Genomic DNA, 18,021 nt, shown 5'->3' on the forward strand with positions numbered 1-18,021 from the left:
GCGCGGCGTCGTGTGCGCGCGGTCAGCGCGCGGCGAGCCGTTTCGCCAGCCGCACGAAGTCCTCCGGCGTCAGCGTTTCGGCGCGCGCCTTCGGGTCGACGTCGGCTTCGCGGATGGCGTCGGCGTCCAGCAGCTGCTTGAGCGCGTTGGCGAGCGTCTTGCGGCGCTGGCCGAAGGCGGCCTTCACCACGTCGTGCAGCAGCGCGGGGTCGGCGTCGTGGCGCTCGTGCGGCGCCAGCGGCACCACGCGCACCACCGCCGAATCCACCTTCGGCGGCGGCCGGAACGCTTCCGGCGGCACCTCGAACAGTGGCGTCACGCGGCAGGCCAGCTGCAGCATCACCGACAGGCGGCCATACACCTTGCTGCCCGGTTCCGCGGCCATGCGATCCACCACTTCCTTCTGCAGCATGAAGTGCATGTCCTCGATGGCGGACGCGTGCTCCACGCAGTGGAACAGGATGGGGCTGGAGATGTAGTAGGGCAGGTTGCCGGCGATGCGCAGCCGCTCCACGCCGTGGCGGTGCGCCAGCGCGGCGAAATCCACCTTGAGCACGTCGGCGTGGATCACCGCGAGTTCGCCCACGCTGGCCGCGCGCTCCTTCAGCGCGGGGATCAGGTCGGTGTCCAGCTCGATCGCGGTGAGCGAGCGCGCGGTCGCCAGCAGCGGCAGGGTGAGCGCGCCTTCGCCGGGGCCGATCTCCACCAGGAAGTCGCCGGCGCGCGGCGCGATGGCGCGCACGATGTCGTCGATGTAGCGGCGGTCGTGCAGGAAGTGCTGGCCGAAGCTTTTCTTGGGGCGGGCGAGGGCGTGGGTCATGGGGTGTGTCGCGAGGTTGGCCCCTCACCCCGACCCTCTCCCCGCAGGGGAGAGGGAGAAGAGCGGGCGATGAGGTTCATGGCCATGTCGGCAGCGGCGATCAGGCTGGCGGGATCGGCGTGGCCCGTGCCGGCGAGGTCGAGCGCGGTGCCGTGGTCGACCGAGGTGCGGATGAAAGGCAGGCCGAGCGTGAGGTTGACGGTGCGGTCGAAGGCTTCGCTCTTGAGCACCGGCAGCGCCTGGTCGTGGTACATCGCCAGCACCGCGTCGTAGCGCGTGCGCTGCGCGGGCACGAAGGCGGTGTCGGCGGGCAGCGGGCCGATCAGTTGCATGCCTTCGGCACGCAGCTCGTCCAGCAGCGGGATGATGGTGTCCAGTTCCTCGCGGCCGAGGTGGCCGCCTTCGCCCGCATGCGGGTTGAGGCCCAGCACGGCGATGCGCGGCGTGGCGATGCCGAACTTCGCGCGCAGCTCGGCATGCACGATGCGCAGCGTGCGTGCCAGCGACGCGCGGGTGATCGCGGCGGGCACCGCGCCCAGCGGCAGGTGGGTGGTGGCCAGCGCCACGCGCAACTCGGGGCTGGCCAGCATCATCACCACGTCGGCGTGGGCGCGTTCGGCGAAGAACTCCGTGTGGCCGCTGAAGCGGATGCCGGCCTCGTTGATCGAGGCCTTCTGCAGCGGCGCGGTGACCACCGCGGCGTAGCGGCCGGCCATGCAGCCGTCGGCGGCCTCGGCCAGTGTGGCGAGCACGTGCTGCGCGTTGCGCGGATCGGGCTGGCCGGGGATTTCCGCGGCGCCCAGCGGCACGTGGCGCACGCGCAGGCTGCCGGGTTCGCGGTGTTCGCGCGGCGTGCCGTCGTCGTCGGCGAGCATGAGATGCAGGCCGCAGCGCGCGGCGGCGCGGGCGAGCAGGCCGCGGTCGGTGACGGCGACCAGATCCGCCGCCAGCGGCGTGGCGGCCAGTCGCGCGATCAACTCCGGGCCGACGCCGGCCGGCTCACCCGCGGTGACGGCAAGCCGGGCGAGCGCCATGCCGGCAGCCTCCGGTCAGGAGGCGTTTCCGGCGTCGGCCGGCGTGTTGCTGTCGTCGCGCAGTGCGGGCACCAGCACATGCACGTAGGCGTTCGCGCGCAGCTCGCGCAGGAAGTCCTCGTAGGCCTGCTCGGCCTTGCGGTTGCCGATGGCCTGGCGCGCCTGGTCGCGTTCCGCCTGGGTGGTGACGTCGCTCTGGCGCGTGCCGACCAGCTGCAGGATGTCCCAGCCGGCATCGGTCTGGAACGGATGCGAGACTTCGTTGACCTTCATCTGCCCGAGCTGCTGGGCGATGGTGCTGCCCCACGCCTGCTGCGGGAACCAGCCCATGTCGCCGCCGTTGTTGGCGGTGGTGTCGTCGTTGGAGTTGTCCTTGGCCAGCTTGGCGAAGTCCGCGTGCTTGTCGACGATCTGTTCGTACAGCTCCTGCGCCTTCTGCTGCGCCTGCGCGGGCGTGACCAGCTCGCTGGGCTTGATCAGGATCTGGCGCGCGCGGTATTCGGTGACGATCTGCTTGGACGGCGCGCGCTGGCCGACCAGCTTGAGGATGTGGAAGCCGGTGGGGCCGCGCAGCGCGGGGCTGACCTCGCCGGGCTTCATGTTGGCCACGGTGTCGGCGAAGGCCGGAGGGATCTCGTCCATGCGGCGCCAGCCGAGGTCGCCGCCGTCCAGCGCGTCGGGCGCGTCGGAGTAGCGGATCGCCGCGGCGTGGAAATCCATGCCGCCCTTGATCGCCGCCTCGGCCTGCTCGGCCTTGGTCGCGGCGGCCTGGATCGCGGCGGCGTCGGCACCGCTGGGGATGCTGATCTGGATGTGCGCCAGGTGCACCTCGCCGGCCTTGTAGCTGGGGCTGGCGAGCAGGTTGTCGATCTCGCTGTCGGTGACCGAGACCGAGTCGTGCACCACGCTCTGGTGGAGCTGCTGCACGACGAGCTGGTCGGAAAGCTGCTGGCGGAACGAGGCGAAATCCTGGCCGGTGCGCTCGACCTCGGTGCGCAACTGGTCGGGCGTCATCTTGTTCTGCTGGGCCACCTGCGCCACGGCCTGGTCGACCTGGGCGTCGGAGACGTGGATGCCCTGGTCGTCGGCCTTCTGCAGCTGCAGCTTCATCAGGATCAGGCGATCCAGCACCTGCTGCTGCAGCACGTTCAGCGGCGGCAGCTGACCGGGCTGGCTGGCGTACTGCTGCTGGACGGAGCGCACGGCGTCGTCCAGTTCGCTCTGCAGGATCACGTCCTCGTTCACCACCGCCACGATGCGATCCAGCATGTTGGACGGCGCGGCGACGCCGGCGCCGGCATTGGGCAGCAACTGCGCCTGCGCGGGCAGGGCGAGCGCGAATACGAAAATGGAGAGCAGCGGGGCGAGAAAACGCTTCATCAGGGAGCAGCCGGAAGATGGATACAGCGGTTTATTGATAGCCGAGAATATCACGGCGCAGCAGCGGGTCGATTTGGCCACCCGTGGAGCCCAGTCCCTTGAAGACGACCTCGAACATGACGGCGTTGTTGCGCAGCTTGACCGGGTTCGAGGGAGTGGGCCCCACGTAACCGTAATAGCCCTGGTTCACGTAGCTGCGGTCGACCAGGCGCAGGGTGACGCAGCAGCTGTCGTATTCCACGCCGGCGAGCGCCTCGATGGTGCCCTTCAACGGGTTGACCACGCCCTTGATCGGTTCCGCATACGTCCATGCGCCGATCAGCCGCCAGCGCTCGGACAGCGGATAGACCGCCGAAGCGCTGTATTGTTCCATCAGCCCGCGCCGGTAGCGGTAGGCGAAGTTGACCACGCCGTCCGTGCCCAGCCGCCCCTGCAACTGGAGCATCGCCATGTCGGTGTAGCGGGTGTTCGGATCCCACTGGTAGGAGCTGCTGGCGCGCCAGTCGTCGCTGAGCTGCAGGTCGAGCTGGGCGACGTAGGCCGAGCGGCTCCAGTCGGTGGCCGCCGACACCGTGTTCGCGCCGTTCGGCATCTCCACCCTTTGCGGGGTGAAGTAGTGGATCTGGCCGAAGCTGGCGGACAGCCGCTCCACGCCGCCCTCGTCGAGCAGGCGCGTGGTGAGCGCCGCGGTGAGGTTGTTCGCGTTCATCTGGCGATCCGCGCCGGAGAACTGGTTGGTCGAGAACAGCTGCCAGTAGTCGAACGACATCGCACTGGTGTCGAACAGCGGCAGGTTGTCCTGGTTGCGGTACGGCACGTACAGGTAATACAGCCGCGGCTCCAGGGTCTGCGTGTAGCTCTGTCCGAACAGCGAGGCGCTGCGGTCGAACACCAGGCCGCTGTCCACGCTGACGATGGGCAGCGAGCGGCTTGGCGATCGCTGGGCGAACGGCGAGGCCACGCCGCTGTCCAGCAGGCCGTAGTAGCCGTAGTCCTGGTAGCCGTTGCTGAGCTGGTAGCCGGTGTAGCGCCATGCGACGCGCGGGCGCACGAACCAGGCCTGGTTGCCGAAATCCGCCGACAGCCAGGGCTGGATGTCCTCGCGGCTGCCTTCCACGTAGCCCGGCTTGCGGAACGCCGTGAACTGGTTGGTCATGCCGAATTCCAGCCGGTTGTCGATCGGCCAGTCGATGTTGAAGCCGGCGTAGGGCAATTGCCGGTAGGGCAGCGAGGCGTCGGTGGTGAACGGGTTCATGTTCTGGTAGGCGCTGCCGCCCACCGAGGCGTTCCATGTCGCGTCGCCCCACCTGCCACCGCCGGCGACCTGTGCGCTGGAGCCGAGGATGTAGACCGGCGCGCCGCCCAACTGGTCGCCGAAGTCGTACTGGAAGTTGTTGTCCGAGCTGCGGTCGATCGAGGTGCTGAAGTCCCAGCTGCCCCACAGGTGCGTGGTGTCGGTGAGCTGCACGCGGTAGCGGTTGGTGCCGGCGGTGTCGGCCGTGGTGCCCGGATCGGTGGTGCCGTGGTCGTTCGGCAGGAACTGCGCATCCAGCGTGCCCTTGCTTTCCGGCAGCAGGTAGCGGAACTCGGCGTCCAGCATGCTGCCGCGCAGGCTGTAGAAGCGCGGATCCAGCGTGGCGTCGTAGTTCGGCGCCAGGTTCAGGTAGAACGGCGTGCTGAGCATGTAGCCCGAGCGGCTGGTATGGCCGAAGGTCGGGTACAGGAAGCCGGTCATGCGCCGGTTGTCCACCGGGAAGCTGATCCACGGCAGGTAGAACAGCGGCACGCCGCCGACGCGGAAAGTGGCGTCGCGCGCCACGCCGCGGCCGCTGTCCTTGTTCACGGCGATGGACTTGCCGCGGAATTCCCACAGGTGGTGGCCCACGTCGCAGGTGGAGTAGGTGGCCTGCGTGTAGCGCGTGTGCTCGGCGTCGAACATCTGCGCCTTGCTGGCCACGCCGTTGCCGCGCGAGTCGAGCATCTGGTAGCGCACGTCGTCGGCGATGCCGGTGCTGGCGTCGTTGTTGCCGTGCGCGTGCGTGGCCGCCATCAACCCGCTGGCGTCCTGGTAGCGCACGTTGCCGCGCGCGTCGTAATCGGTGGTGTCGTCGTTGTAGTCAACCGTATCCGCTTGCAGCCGTTGGTCTGCACGATCCATGCGCACGTTGCCGGACAGGTGGTAGACGGTCTGGTTGGAGCTGTCCACGTGCTGCGCCCACACGTAGGTGTCGCTGGTGTCGCGCAGGCTGCTGTCCTTGCTCAGCGTGGGGTCGTAGAACTCCAGCATCGCGTTCGGGTGGCACATCGCGTAGTTGTACGGGCGCGGCTTGCAGGCGAAGGAGCCGAGCGGGCAGACCTGTTCGCTGCCGTCCAGCGAGGTGCCGCGATGCTGCCTGGCGCCGCTGGCTTCGACGGGGCCGCCGATCAGGGCAAGGGCGGCGGCAACCGCCAGCAGGCGGCGTGGAGGGAGCTTGCGCGTCACGATGGAAACCCGGCGGCAGTGAGGCCGGTAAAACTAGCAGAAACACCCCAGATCAGGCAGGCGGCGAGCGCTGCCGCAGGCGACGAGGATTCAGCCATGAACGAACCCGGGCCGGTCAAAACCGCGGAGGAATGGCGCGCCGAATTGAGCCCCGAGCAATACGCGGTTTGCCGCTGCTCGGCCACCGAGCCTCCGTTCAGCGGCAAGTGGTACCGCCACCATGCCGAAGGAACCTACGTGTGCGTGGCCTGCCGCAGCGCGCTGTTCGGCTCGGACAGCAAGTACGACTCCGGTTCCGGCTGGCCCAGCTTCTGGCAGCCGCTGGTGCCGGCTGCGGTATCCAGCCACGACGACGACAGCCACGGCATGCGCCGCATCGAGGTGCGCTGCGCGCATTGCGATTCGCACCTGGGCCACCTGTTTCCCGATGGCCCGCGGCCCACCGGACTGCGCTATTGCATCAATTCGCTGGCGCTGGATTTCGTGCCGGAGTGAGTTTGCGGTTTTGCCATTGCGATCATCCCAGGTCGCAGGATCGCGCGGGCGGCCATTCATGGCCACGCTTTCAACGGTATCCATGCGGTCGTCCTTGATTGCGGAAGTCAAATGGGCGGCCATTCATGGCCGCACTTTTCAATCCAGCAACGCTTCGACGTGCGCCGTGGCGCTGGCGGCCAGGGCGGCGAGGTCGTAGCCGCCTTCCAGCGTGGAAACCAGCCGGCCGTCGGCATGGCGGTTCGCCAGCTCCACCAGCTTCGCGGTGATCCAGGCGTAGTCCTCGCTGCCGAGGCAGAGGTTGGCCAGCGGATCGCGCTGGTGCGCGTCGAAGCCCGCCGAAACCAGCACCAGCTGCGGCTTGAACGCGTGCAGCCGCGGCAGCAGGTCGCCTTCCCACAGTTCGCGGAACAGGTAGGGGCCGTCGCCGGCCGACAGCGGCCGGTTGAGGATGTTGCCCGCGCCGCGTTCGTCCGGATGGCCGCTGCCCGGATACAGCGGCATCTCGTGGCTGGAGGCGAACAGCACGCGCGGCTCGCGCCAGAAGATGTCCTGCGTGCCGTTGCCGTGGTGCACGTCGAAATCGGCGATCGCCACGCGCTTCAGTCCATGCGCCGCCAGCGCGTGCGCCGCGGCCACCGCCACGTTGTTGAACAGGCAGAAGCCCATCGCCGATTCGCGCGTGGCGTGATGGCCGGGTGGGCGCACCGCGCAGAACGCGCGGCGCACGTGGCCGCCGTCGAGCACCGCGTCCACCGCCGCCACCGCGGCGCCCGCCGCGCGCAGGGCGGCCTCGGCGGAGCCGGGCGACAGCCCGGTGTCCTCGTCCAGCCGTCGCGTCTCGCCCTCGGGCACGGCGGCGAGGATGCGTTCGACGTGGGCCGCCGTGTGCACGCGCAGCAGCTGTTCGCGGCCGGCGCGCGGCGCCTCCACGCGATCCAGCGCGGCGTAGCGGTCGTGGTCGAGCGCGCGCAGCACCGCGCCCAGCCGCGCGGCGGCTTCGGGATGGCCGGGGCCGTTGTCGTGCCGCAGGCAGGCGGGATGGGTGTACAGCCGCAGCATGCGGCCGCTTCAGCCGGCGGCAGGCTTGCGCCGCCGCTCGTGCTGCCACAGCACCTCGCCGTGGCCGCCGCCGCGGGCGAGCACGCGACAGAGCACGAACAGCAGGTCGGAGAGGCGGTTGAGGTAGCGCTGCGTCTGCGGCCGCACCTCGGGTTCCGTGCGGCGCAGCGCGATCACCTCGCGCTCGGCGCGGCGGCACACGGTGCGCGCCAGGTGGCAGCAGGAGGCCGCCATGCCGCCGCCGGGCAGGATGAAATCCTTGAGCGGCGGCAGCGGCTCGTTGAAGCCGTCCAGCACGCCTTCCAGCCGCGCGACGTCGGCGTCCTCGATCATCGCCATGCCGGGGATGCACAGCTCGCCGCCGAGGTCGAACAGCTCGTGCTGGATCTGGGTCAGCGCCTCGCGCACCGCTTCGTCCACGCCTGCGCAGGCGAGCACCATGCCGACCGCGCTGTTGAGCTCGTCCACGGTGCCGTAGGCGGCCACGCGCGGGGAATCCTTCGCCACGCGCGAACCGTCGCCGAGGCCGGTGGAGCCGTCGTCGCCGGTGCGCGTGTAGATCTTCGAGAGGCGGTTGCCCACCGTCAGTGCTGCGCGTGGCCGCTGTGCTGCGTGGCGCGCGACAGCTGCGTCGCCAGCACGTGCGCCGCCGCGCCCAGGCCCACGTAGAGGGCCGTGCCTTCGAGGAAGGGCAGGTACCAGTCGCCGAGGTTGGCGAACCACGCGCCGAAGCCGCGCGGCAGCGGCACGCTGGCGCTGATCCAGTAGAAGCTGCCGTTGGAGATCAGGTAGCACGCGCCTTCGGCCACCAGCAGCGCGGCGGCGGCAAGGCCCAGCGTGCGCAGGTCGAGGCCGGACTGCCGCTTCGCCAGCCAGCTGCCGCCCAGCCACAGCGCGCCGTAGGACGGCAGCAGGAACCAGTAGCCCGCCGACACGCAGTAGTGCTGCCAGAAGTCGATGCCCATGCCGCTGATGACGAAGTAGTCCACCAGCACCGCCTCGGCCATCAGCAGCGGGAAGGCCCAGCGGCCCTGGCCGCGCAGCCAGAAGCCGGCGAGGAAGAACACGCCCCACGAGGCGTCCCACAGCGCATGGTGCAGCAGCGAGGGATGGAAGCGGGTGACGCCCATCACCACGGCCAGGCCGAGAAAGATGGCCAGGCGTCGGGTCGTTGTGGTTGCCATGTCTACTCCGTGAAGCTAAGGCTGAAATCAGGGCGGCAGTTTAACGCAAGGCAGCCGGCCCGATGCGCTGGCGCGTATCATCCCGTGCATGAATCCCTCCGCATCCCCCGCCGCTGGCGGCGTGCTGATCGTCGGCGGCGGCCTGGTCGGCGCCAGCCTCGCCATCGCGCTGGACGCCGCCGGCGTCGCCGCCACCCTGGTCGAGGCCGCCGCGCCGCGCGCCGACGCCCAGCCCAGCTACGACGAGCGCAACCTCGCGCTGGCCCGCGCCACCGTCAACGGCCTCGCCGCCATCGGCGTGTGGCCGCACGCGGCGGCGCAGGCCACGGCCATCCGCCACATCCACGTCAGCCGTGCCGGCGAGTTCGGCAGCGCGCGCATCGAAGCGGCGAAGCACGGCGTCGATGCGCTGGGCTGGACGCTGCCCGCGCGCGAACTGGGCGCGGCCCTGCTGCGCCGGCTGGACGCCTGCACGCGGCTGACCCGGCTCGCGCCCGCGAAACTGGAGGCGCTGGAGGCGCAGGCCGATGGCTGGCGCGCCCGCATCCGCACCGCCAATGGCGAGCGCGCGATCGACGCCGCGCTGCTGGTGGGCGCCGATGGCACCGAGTCCTTCGTGCGCACGCAACTCGGCATCGAGGCCGAACGGTTCGACTACGGGCAGACTCTGTTCGTCGCCACCGTCACGCCCGAACGCGCGCACGCGAACCGCGCCTTCGAGCGTTTCTCCGACCAGGGTCCGGTGGCCCTGCTGCCGCTGGCGCAGGGGCGCTGCGGACTGGTGCTCACCGTGCCGGCCGAACAGGCCGACGAAGTGGCGTCGATGGACGACGAGGCCTTCGCCGCGTTGGCGCAGCAGCGCTTCGGCTGGCGGCTGGGCCGTTTGGCGCGGCCCGGCAGGCGCCACCCCTACGCGATCCATCGCGTGGCCGCGCGGCGGCTCACCGGCCCGCGCGCGGTGCTGGTGGGCAACGCGGCGCAGACCGTGCATCCCATCGGCGCGCAGGGTTTCAACCTCGGCCTGCGCGACGCACTGACCCTCGCCGAGCTGGTTGCCGCCGCGGACGATCCCGGCGCGCCCGGCCTGCTGGAACGCTACGCCGCGCGCCGCGCGCCCGATCGCGAAGGCACCATGGCGATGAGCCACGGCCTGGTGCGCCTGGCCTGCCTCGAACAGCCAATGCTCGCGCCGCTGCGCTCGCTGGCGTTGCTCGCCAACGACCGCCTTGCGCCCTTGCAGGATCGCCTTGCGTGGCACGGCATGGGCTTCCGCGGCGAGCCGCCGCGCGCGGTGCTGGAGCGGCTGCCATGAGCGCCGCGCCCGAACGCCGCCGCGCGCCCGCGCTGGACGTCGCCGTGGTCGGCGGCGGCATGGTGGGTGCCGCCGCCGCGCTGGCGCTGGCAAAGGCCGGCTTCGCCACCGCCCTGCTGGAGGCGCGCGCGCCGCAGCCGTGGAGCGTCGCCGACGAGGTGGATCTGCGCGTGGTGGGGCTGGCGCCGTCGTCCATCGCCTTGCTGGATGACTTGGACGTCTGGACGTCCATCCGGGAGTCGCGTTCCGGCCCCTACGCGCACATGCACGTGTGGGACGGCGAGAGCGGCGCGGCCATCGACTTCGACGCCGCGGACGAGGGGCGCGACCTGCTCGGCCACATCGTCGAGAACAACCTGGTGCAGTGGACGCTGTGGCGGGCGCTGGAAGCCGCCGGCGTGCGGCGCCTGTGCCCGGCCGAGGTGCGCGGCATCGAGGCGCGCGGGGATCGCGCGACGCTGGAACTGGCCGACGGCGAAAGCCTGTCCGCACGCCTGGTGGTGGCGGCCGACGGCGCCGCCTCGCCGCTGCGCAGCATGGTCGGCATCGCCACGCGCGGACGCGACTACGCGCAGCGCGCCGTGGTGGCGCACGTGGCCACCGAGCGGCCGCACGCGCGGACGGCCTGGCAACGCTTCCTGCCCAGCGGCCCGCTGGCGCTGCTGCCGCTGGCCGACGGGCGCAGCTCCATCGTGTGGTCGCTGCCCGAGGACGAGGCGCGGTGCGTGCTGGCGCTTTCCGATGCGGACTTCATGCGTGAACTCGGTGTCGCCAGCGATTTCCGCCTGGGCCGCATCGTGTCCGCCACGGCGCGCGCCGCCTTCCCGCTCAGGCTGCAGCTGGCGGAAACCTACCAGGCCGAACGCTTCGTGCTGCTGGGCGACGCCGCGCACGCGGTGCATCCGCTGGCCGGGCAGGGCGTGAACCTGGGCCTGCGCGACGTGGCGGAGCTGCGCAACGTGCTGGTCGACGCGCGCGATGCGGGACGCGATTTCGCCGCTGCCCACGTGCTGCGTCGCTACGCGCGCCGCCGCCACAGTGCCGACACGCTGGACGCGCGTGGCTTCGACGCGCTGGCGCGCATCTACGCGTGGCAGGCGCCGCCGCTGGTCGCCGCGCGCGGCCTCGGCGTGCGCCTGCTCGACAGGCTGGCGCCGCTGAAACGTCGCCTTGCGGAGCATGCCGCCGGACTTTGATGCCTTGCTTGTGCGTTCGTCCGTGAACGCGAAAGTCGAACGGACGGCCATCCTTGGCCGCAGTCTTCAAACAAGTGCGACCATCCCTGATCGCGAAGATCAAATGGGCGACCGTCCATGACCGCACTCCTCAAAAACAAAAGCCGTTTCTAGTCGAGTCTCGCCGCCAATCAGGTTCCACTTTGAGGGAGGGTTCCGCCATGCGCCACATCCGCAGTCTCGCCGCATTCCTGCTCGCCAGTTTCGCCTTCGCCGCACAGGCGAAGATGGTGCATCGCCCGGTGGAATGGACGCAGGACGGCACGCGCTTCCACAGCATCCTGGTCTACGACGACGCCAGCAGCACCAAGCGCCCCGGCTTGGTGATGGTGCCGAACTGGTTCGGCGTGAACGACGAGGCGATCAAGAAGGCGGAGATGATCGCGGGCAAGGACTACGTGATCCTGCTCACCGACATGTACGGCGCCAACGTGCGCCCGCAGCTGGACAACGCCGAACAGGCGCAGGCCGCCGTGAAGCCGCTGTACGCCAGCCGTGCGCTGATGCGCTCGCGCATCAACGAGGCGCTGGCCCAGCTCAGGGCACAGGCGAAGGACGCGCCCATCGATACCGCGAGGCTCGCCGCCATCGGCTTCTGCTTCGGCGGCGCCGCGGTGCTCGATCTCGCGCGCAGCGGCGCGGACGTCGCCGCCGTGGTGTCCTTCCACGGCGACCTCTCCACCGACGATGCCTCGATGGCCAAGCACATCAAGGCCCGCGTGCTGGCGATGAACGGCGCCGACGACACCTGGACGATGAAGGACGCCGACAAGTTCATGGACGAGATGCGCCAGAGCCCCGCCGACTGGCAGTTCGTGGTGCTGGGGCATGCGGTGCATTGCTTCACCGAGGTGGGCGAGAACTCGCCGGGCTGCCGGTACGACGCGAAGGCGGCGGCGCGTTCGTATCGGTTGATGCGGGTTTGGCTGGATGAGGCGTTTGCGGGGCGGGATTGATTTGGCTCCCGTGTTCTCCTCGCAATGAACGAAGCGGTTTCGCCCGCCTGCCGGCGGCCGATTTCCTTTCTCTTTGCGTGCCCAAAGAGAAAGGAACCAAAGAGAAAGGGCACCCCGATGCAGCGCTTTCCGTCCATCCATGGACGGAAAGTCCGTGAGGCATGGCGGGGCTTTTCGGCCGGGCTCCTGCCCGGTCGAAAAGGCATCGCCATCCTTGGCGACGCCCGCTGCGCGGCCTGATCGTCCACACCTCACCGCCGCATAGGGGCCCCGGAAAAGCGGCGCGCTCCTGCGCGCAGAAGCAACAGCAAAGCAGGGCATGGCGTTGAATGCTCTTGCTCGTCATCCCGGCGTAGGCCGGGATCCAGTGACGGTCGCGCTCGTTCAGGCCTCGCGGTCACTGGATTCCGGCCTGCGCCGGAATGACGATCATGGGAGTTCCCAGATACGGTGCGGTGCGACCGTATCGTCTTCAGCCCCGTGCGAAGAATACGCGGAATGCCCCCGCCACGCGCTCGATGCCCTCGTCGTCCACGTCCAAATGTGTCACCAGCCGCAGCGTGGGCAGGTAGCCGATGCTGATGCGGATGCCTGCGGCGCGCAGGTGGGCATCGAACGCCTGCAGGCGTTCGATCGGCACGTCGACGAACACCATGTTGGTGTGCTGGCCGAGCAGGCTGACGCCGGCGATCTCGCGCAGGCGGCCGGCCAGGTAGGCCGCGCGGCGATGGTCGTCGGCCAGCCGCGCCACGTGGTGATCCAGCGCATGCAGACCGGCGGCGGCGAGCATGCCGGCCTGGCGCCAGCCGCCGCCGGCGACCTTGCGCCAGCGGCGCGCCTTTTCGATCAGCGGCGCGGAGCCGACCAGCACCGAACCCACCGGTGCGCCCAGTCCCTTCGACAGGCATACCGACACACTGTCGAAGTGCTGCGCGATGGCGCGCGCCGACACGCCGCCGGCCACCGCCGCGTTGTAGAGGCGGGCGCCGTCGAGGTGCAGCGCCAGGCCGCGCTGGCGGGCGAAGTCGTGCGCGGCGCGCAGGTAGTCCGGCGGCAGCATGCGGCCGTGCCAGGTGTTTTCCAGTGCGAGCAGGCGGGTGCGCGCGAAGTGCGGATCGACCGGCTTGATCGCCGCGGCGAGCCGCTCCAGCGGCAGGCTGCCGTCTTCGGCCTGCACGATGGGCTGCGGCTGGATCGAGCCCAACACCGCCGCGCCGCCGCCCTCGAACTTGTAGGTGTGCGCGTCCATGCCGACGAGGTATTCGTCGCCGCGTTCGCAGTGGCTCATCAGCGCCAGCAGGTTGCTCTGCGTGCCGCTGGGCACGAACAGCGCGTCCTCGAAGCCGAGCTCGCCGGCGAGGCGGCGCTGCAGCGCGTTGACGGTGGGATCCTCGCCATAGACGTCGTCGCCGACCTCGGCGTCCAGCATCGCGGCGCGCATCGCCGGCGTGGGGCGGGTGACGGTGTCGCTGCGCAGGTCGACCACGTTCATTGCCGCCTCCATCAGGCGTGCTTGCGGAAGTACAGCCACGCCACCAGCGCCAGCAGCGCCGCGGGCAGCAGGTTGGCGGCGAGCGGCGGCATGCCGTAGACGGTGCCGAAGTTCACCATCGCCTTCTGCAGGAAGTACCAGGCGATCGCCAGCAGCATGCCGATGAAGATGCGCTTGCCGAGGCCGCCGGAGCGCATGGTGCCGAACGCGAACGGCATCGCGCACAGCACCAGCACCAGCACGTTGAGCGCGTACAGCGCGCGCGTCCAGAACGCCACCGCGTAGGCGCCGGGGCTCTCGCCGTTGCTTTCCAGGTAGCGCATGTTGCGCCGCAGGTCGCGCATCGACAGGTATTGCGGCTGGATCACAGACTGCGCCAGCACCTGCGGGTTGAGGCTGGACTGCCACTGTTCGCTGGCCGCGGTGGCGGCGTGCACCCCACTGTCGTCCAGCGTGGTGCTGCGCACGTCGTGCAGGATCCAGGTGTGGCCGTCGTGGTCGGCGGTCTTGGCCCAGTCGAAGCGGCTGAGCTGGCCGTCGCCGGTCAGCGTGAACACGCGCACGTCGGCGAGCTGCACGGTGTCGTGGTCGCCGGCGTTGCGCATCATGGTGCCGCGCGCGTTGATGATGCGGTCGCCGTCGCGCGCCCATAGGCCGCTGCCGGTGGTGCCGAGGTTGCCGGACTTCAGGCGCAGCTGCATGGCTTGCGCGAGCTGGTCGCCCCAGGGCGCGGCGGTTTCGCCCAGGATCACCACGCCCACGATCAGCACCGCGATCACACCGGTGGCCGAGGCGGCGATGCGCAGCCGCGACATGCCGGCGGCGCGCAGCGCGGTGAGCTCGCCGGTGGCGGCCAGGCCGCCCAGGCCGAGCAGGCCGCCGATCAGCGCCGCGTTGCCGAACATCTCGTAGGCGCGGCGCGGCGTGGTCACCAGCACGTACACGGTGGCGTCGGTCAGCGTGAAACCGTTCTTGCCGATGTTGCCGAGCTGGCGCAGGAACTGCGTCACCGCGTCGAAGCCGGTCAGCACCAGCCACACGCCGATCAGCGAGCCGAGCACACTGAACGCCACCAGCTTGTCCACGCGCCGGATCGCGAGCTTCATGCGGGCAGCGCCTTGCCGCCGCCCGGCTTGCCGATGCGCGGCTGGCGCGGCGCATATTGCTTGCGCCACAGCCAGGCGGCGATCCCCAGCATCACCGCGTGCAGCAGCCACAGTGCGGTCTGGTGGTGCCAGTGGCCCTTGCCGAGTTGGGCGCGGCCCAGCGCCAGCAGCAGGTAATAGAGGTAGAAGCTCGCCATTGCCAGCATCAGGCGGCCGTAGCGCGCCTCGCGCGGGCTTTGCCGCGACAGCGGCAGCGCCAGCATCAGCATCACCAGGGTCAGCGCGGGCGCGTTGGTGCGCCACGCCAGTTCGGCGCGCGCCTCCGGCGTCTCAGTGCCCAGCAGCTGCAGCGTGGTCATGCTCTCGGCGGGATCGTCGTCGTTGTCGTTGTCCGTCACTTCGGACAGCGCGCTGTCGTTGCGCTGGTACTGCATGCGCCGCCAGTTGTCCGCGCCCAGCGGAATGTCGTACTGCCAGCCGTCGCGGAAGGAGATGAAGCGGTTGCCGCCGTTGCTCTCCTGGTACAGCTCGCCGTGGCTGGCGGTGACCAGCTTGACGTGCAGGGCGCCGTCCTTGTTGCTGCGCTGGGTGGCCACGAAGCTGCGGCCGAGCTTGCTGCCGTCCTGGCTCAGCGCGTCGGTGAAGATGATGCCGCCCTTGCCGGGAAGCTCGGTGAAGCGTCCCGCGTCGAGGCCGGCGGCGATCACCGAGCGGTTGGCCGCGGCCACCAGCGCGTCGCTGGTGCGCGCCGCCCACGGCCCCAGCCACAGCGAAACCAGCGCGGTGAGCAGCACCAGCGCCGCGGCGAGGATCGAAGTGGGCCGCAGCAGCCCGTTCGGGCCCATGCCGGAGGACATCAGCACGTGCATCTCGCTCTCGCGGTACATGCGGCCCAGCGCCATCAGCACGCCGATCATGCTGGCCAGCGGCAGCATGTTGGTGAGGCCTTGCAGCGTGCGCAGGCCCAGTACCTGGAACATCACGCTGGCCGGAAAGCTGCCCTTGGCCACCTGCTGCAGCACGCCGGCGAACGCGGTGCCGGCGACGATCACCATCAGCACCACCACGGTGGCGGCCACGGTCTGCGCCAGCTCGCGCAGGAAATAGCGGTCGAGAATGCTCAGCATGCGATAAACTTGAGGGCTTCCGTCAACGTCGACTGATATCGGCGAACCGCCAGTCTAGCCGGTTCCCCACCCGTCGCGCCCTTGCAGGATCGTGCCATGGCCCTCCAGTTCAGCCTCACCGCCGCCGCCCCCGAAACCGCCGAAACCGCCTGCGTGGTGGTAGGCGTGTACGAACAGGGCGTGCTGACCAGCGCAGCCGCCCGCGTCGATGGCGCCACCGGTGGCGCGATCAAGCGCCAGGCGGAAAGCGGCGACATCAGCGGCAAGGCCGGCAGCACCACGGTGCTGTACGCGCCGGAGGGCGTCGCGGCGAAACGCGTGCTGGTGGTGGGCCTGGGCACGCAGAAGGGCTTCGACGCGGCGCGCTACCAGAAGGTGGCCATCGAGGCCGCGCGCGCGCTGGGCCGGCTGCCGCTGACCGAGGCGGTGTCCTACCTCGCCGAGGTGGACGTGCCCGGCCGCGACGCCGCGTGGCGCCTGCGCACCATCGCACTGGCCACCGACCACGCCGCCTACCGCTACACCGCCACCTTCAAGCCGCGCGAGAAGGCCGCCACGCCGGAACTGGCCAGCGTGGCCTTCGCCGCCGGCGCCGAGGCGCAGCCCTGGCTCGACCAGGCGGTCGCCATCGCCGAAGGCGTGCGCTTCGCCCGCGAGCTGGCCAACCTGCCGCCGAACATCTGCAACCCGGCCTACATCGCCGCGCAGGCGCAGGCCTTCGCCGATGCGCAGGAGAAGGTTTCCTGCCGCGTGCTCGACCACCTGGAGATGGAGCAGCTGGGCTTCGGCTCGCTGCTCGCGGTGGGTCGCGGCTCGGTCAACAAGCCCAAGCTGATCGCGCTGGAATACAAGGGTGGCGCCGAAGGCACGGCCCCCTACGCCTTCGTCGGCAAGGGCATCACCTTCGACACCGGCGGCATCAGCCTCAAGCCCGGCCCGGGCATGGAGGAGATGAAGTACGACATGGGCGGCGCGGCCGGCGTGCTGGGCGCCTTCGTGGCCGCGGTGAAGATGGGCCTGAAGCACAACCTGGTCTGCGTGGTGCCCGCGGCGGAGAACATGCCCGACGGCGACAGCTACCGCCCCGGCGACGTGCTCACCAGCCTGTCCGGGCTCACCATCGAGGTGCTCAACACCGATGCCGAAGGGCGCCTGATCCTCTGCGACGCGCTCACCTGGACGGCGCAGACCTTCAGGCCGCAGGCCATCGTGGACGCGGCCACGCTCACCGGCGCCTGCGTGATCGCGCTGGGCAAGCATGCCAGCGGCTTGTTCACCAAGTACGACGACCTCGCCGCCGAGCTGCTCGCCGCGGGCGAACACACGCTGGATCGCGCCTGGCGCATGCCGCTGTGGGACGACTACCAGGTGCAGCTCGACTCCGGTTTCGCCGACGTCGCCAACATCGGCGGCAAGAGCGCCGGCGCGATCACCGCCGCCTGCTTCCTCTCGCGCTTCGCCGAAGGCCAGCGCTGGGCGCATCTCGACATCGCCGGCACTGCGTGGGACGAAGGCCGCAAGGGCCTGGCCACCGGCCGCCCGGTGGCCTTGCTGGCGCAGTGGCTGATCGACCGGAGCGCGTAAACTCTCAGAACACCGTCATTCCGGCGCAGGCCCACTACTGTCCGGAATAATTTTGAACATTCGTGGCCGCGGTCTTTCTCGTCATTCCGGCGCAGGCCGGAATCCAGTGGCGTGCGGCCTGAGCGAACATGGTCGCTACTGGATCCCGGCCTTCGCCGGGATGACAGTCTGGATAGGTGGTCGTTATCGGAAATGAAGTCGCCTTCCCGCAATGCTTCGTGCAAGCGGCGCGGGCCTTTATCCTTCGACACCATCCCCAGATTATTCCGGACAGCAGTGGGCCTGCGCCGGAATGACGATCAGGAGCCGATACCGCCATGCCCCGTGCCGACTTCTACCTGATCGACAAGCCGCGCTTCCGCGAGCAGCCGTTGCTGCTGGTGTGCGAGCTGGCCAAGCGCGCGTTCGCGGCGCAGCAGCCCACGCTGATCCTTGCCCGCGACCATGCGCAGGCCGAAGCCATCGACGAATGGCTGTGGGCGTTCGACGAGGACGCCTTCATCCCGCACCAGCTGGCCGGCGACACGGACGACGCGGACACCGCGGTGCTGATCGTGCCGCCCGGCGTGGACACGCCGGATCGCCCGCTGGCGATCAACCTGCGCGAAGGCTGCGCCGACGGCGGCTTCCAGCGCGTGCTGGAGGTGGTCCCCGCCGACGAATCCGAGCGCACCGGCTCGCGCGAGCGCTGGAGCGAATACAAGCGGCGCGGCTTCGAGCTGTCCAAGCACGACATGTGAGGCGGCCGGCGG

Annotated in this window: 16 protein-coding genes; 6 read left to right on the forward strand and 10 right to left on the reverse strand. The window is 70.0% G+C overall.

Translation table 11 applies throughout. The features are described 5' to 3' along the window. Positions 1 to 22: 22 nt before the first annotated feature. Genes rsmA through ACZ5Z2_RS02145 form a run of 4 tightly spaced genes read right to left on the reverse strand, consistent with a single transcriptional unit; the run spans position 23 to position 5,716 of the window. Positions 23 to 820 carry a 16S rRNA (adenine(1518)-N(6)/adenine(1519)-N(6))-dimethyltransferase RsmA gene (rsmA, locus tag ACZ5Z2_RS02130; RefSeq protein WP_464760335.1) on the reverse strand — a complete coding sequence of 266 codons (798 nt, stop codon included), beginning with the start codon at positions 818 to 820 and terminating at the stop codon, positions 23 to 25. Continuing rightward, positions 817 to 1,854 carry a 4-hydroxythreonine-4-phosphate dehydrogenase PdxA gene (pdxA, locus tag ACZ5Z2_RS02135; protein ID WP_464760336.1) on the reverse strand — a complete coding sequence of 346 codons (1,038 nt, stop codon included), beginning with the start codon at positions 1,852 to 1,854 and terminating at the stop codon, positions 817 to 819. The genes rsmA and pdxA overlap by 4 nt, the downstream gene beginning before the upstream one ends. Before the next feature lie 15 nt (positions 1,855 to 1,869). Then, positions 1,870 to 3,234 carry a peptidylprolyl isomerase gene (locus ACZ5Z2_RS02140; protein ID WP_464760337.1) on the reverse strand — a complete coding sequence of 455 codons (1,365 nt, stop codon included), beginning with the start codon at positions 3,232 to 3,234 and terminating at the stop codon, positions 1,870 to 1,872. Positions 3,235 to 3,265: 31 nt separating this feature from the next. Beyond that, positions 3,266 to 5,716 (reverse strand): LPS-assembly protein LptD, encoded by a 2,451-nt coding sequence (locus ACZ5Z2_RS02145; protein WP_464760338.1) that lies wholly within the window; start codon positions 5,714 to 5,716, stop codon positions 3,266 to 3,268. A 96-nt stretch (positions 5,717 to 5,812) separates the two neighbouring features. Here ACZ5Z2_RS02145 and msrB point away from each other — a divergent pair, with 96 nt between their 5' ends. Continuing rightward, entirely contained in the window at positions 5,813 to 6,211 is a 399-nt protein-coding gene (gene msrB / locus ACZ5Z2_RS02150) for a peptide-methionine (R)-S-oxide reductase MsrB (protein WP_464760339.1), read from the forward strand. A 138-nt stretch (positions 6,212 to 6,349) separates the two neighbouring features. Here the strand turns inward: msrB and ACZ5Z2_RS02155 are convergent, their stop codons facing one another. Genes ACZ5Z2_RS02155 through ACZ5Z2_RS02165 form a run of 3 tightly spaced genes read right to left on the reverse strand, consistent with a single transcriptional unit; the run spans position 6,350 to position 8,457 of the window. Continuing rightward, entirely contained in the window at positions 6,350 to 7,270 is a 921-nt protein-coding gene (locus ACZ5Z2_RS02155; protein WP_464761646.1) for a histone deacetylase family protein, read from the reverse strand. Positions 7,271 to 7,282: 12 nt separating this feature from the next. Beyond that, the gene (locus ACZ5Z2_RS02160; RefSeq protein WP_464760340.1) at positions 7,283 to 7,855 is read right to left on the reverse strand and encodes a cob(I)yrinic acid a,c-diamide adenosyltransferase; all 573 of its coding nucleotides are present in this window, start codon (positions 7,853 to 7,855) and stop codon (positions 7,283 to 7,285) included. Positions 7,856 to 7,857: 2 nt separating this feature from the next. Further along, a complete protein-coding gene (locus ACZ5Z2_RS02165; RefSeq protein WP_464760341.1) occupies positions 7,858 to 8,457 on the reverse strand; it encodes a hypothetical protein in 600 nt (199 codons plus the stop codon). Between the two features lie 88 nt (positions 8,458 to 8,545). Between ACZ5Z2_RS02165 and ubiH the strand changes: the two genes are divergently transcribed. From ubiH to ACZ5Z2_RS02180, 3 genes are all read left to right on the forward strand, one after another. Beyond that, entirely contained in the window at positions 8,546 to 9,769 is a 1,224-nt protein-coding gene (gene ubiH, locus ACZ5Z2_RS02170; protein ID WP_464760342.1) for a 2-octaprenyl-6-methoxyphenyl hydroxylase, read from the forward strand. Next, positions 9,766 to 10,965, forward strand: coding sequence for a UbiH/UbiF/VisC/COQ6 family ubiquinone biosynthesis hydroxylase (locus ACZ5Z2_RS02175; RefSeq protein ID WP_464760343.1), 1,200 nt, complete (start codon positions 9,766 to 9,768; stop codon positions 10,963 to 10,965). Before ubiH ends, ACZ5Z2_RS02175 begins: the two co-directional genes overlap by 4 nt. A gap of 200 nt (positions 10,966 to 11,165) precedes the next feature. Further along, positions 11,166 to 11,960, forward strand: a complete 795-nt coding sequence (locus ACZ5Z2_RS02180; protein WP_464760344.1) for a dienelactone hydrolase family protein — start codon at positions 11,166 to 11,168, stop codon at positions 11,958 to 11,960. Between the two features lie 472 nt (positions 11,961 to 12,432). Here ACZ5Z2_RS02180 and ltaE read toward each other — a convergent pair whose 3' ends face one another. Genes ltaE through lptF form a run of 3 tightly spaced genes read right to left on the reverse strand, consistent with a single transcriptional unit; the run spans position 12,433 to position 15,685 of the window. Next, a complete protein-coding gene (gene ltaE, locus ACZ5Z2_RS02185) occupies positions 12,433 to 13,452 on the reverse strand; it encodes a low-specificity L-threonine aldolase (RefSeq protein ID WP_464760345.1) in 1,020 nt (339 codons plus the stop codon). An 11-nt stretch (positions 13,453 to 13,463) separates the two neighbouring features. Further along, entirely contained in the window at positions 13,464 to 14,558 is a 1,095-nt protein-coding gene (gene lptG, locus ACZ5Z2_RS02190) for an LPS export ABC transporter permease LptG (RefSeq protein ID WP_464760346.1), read from the reverse strand. Then, entirely contained in the window at positions 14,555 to 15,685 is a 1,131-nt protein-coding gene (lptF, locus tag ACZ5Z2_RS02195) for an LPS export ABC transporter permease LptF (protein ID WP_464760347.1), read from the reverse strand. The genes lptG and lptF overlap by 4 nt, the downstream gene beginning before the upstream one ends. A 96-nt stretch (positions 15,686 to 15,781) precedes the next feature. On the opposite strand from lptF, the gene ACZ5Z2_RS02200 reads away from it, so the two are divergent. Beyond that, positions 15,782 to 17,269 (forward strand): leucyl aminopeptidase, encoded by a 1,488-nt coding sequence (locus ACZ5Z2_RS02200; RefSeq protein ID WP_464760348.1) that lies wholly within the window; start codon positions 15,782 to 15,784, stop codon positions 17,267 to 17,269. Between the two features lie 317 nt (positions 17,270 to 17,586). Continuing rightward, positions 17,587 to 18,009, forward strand: a complete 423-nt coding sequence (locus tag ACZ5Z2_RS02205) for a DNA polymerase III subunit chi (RefSeq protein WP_464760349.1) — start codon at positions 17,587 to 17,589, stop codon at positions 18,007 to 18,009. Positions 18,010 to 18,021: the final 12 nt, after the last annotated feature.

The organism is Rhodanobacter sp. G1 (assembly GCF_055397855.1).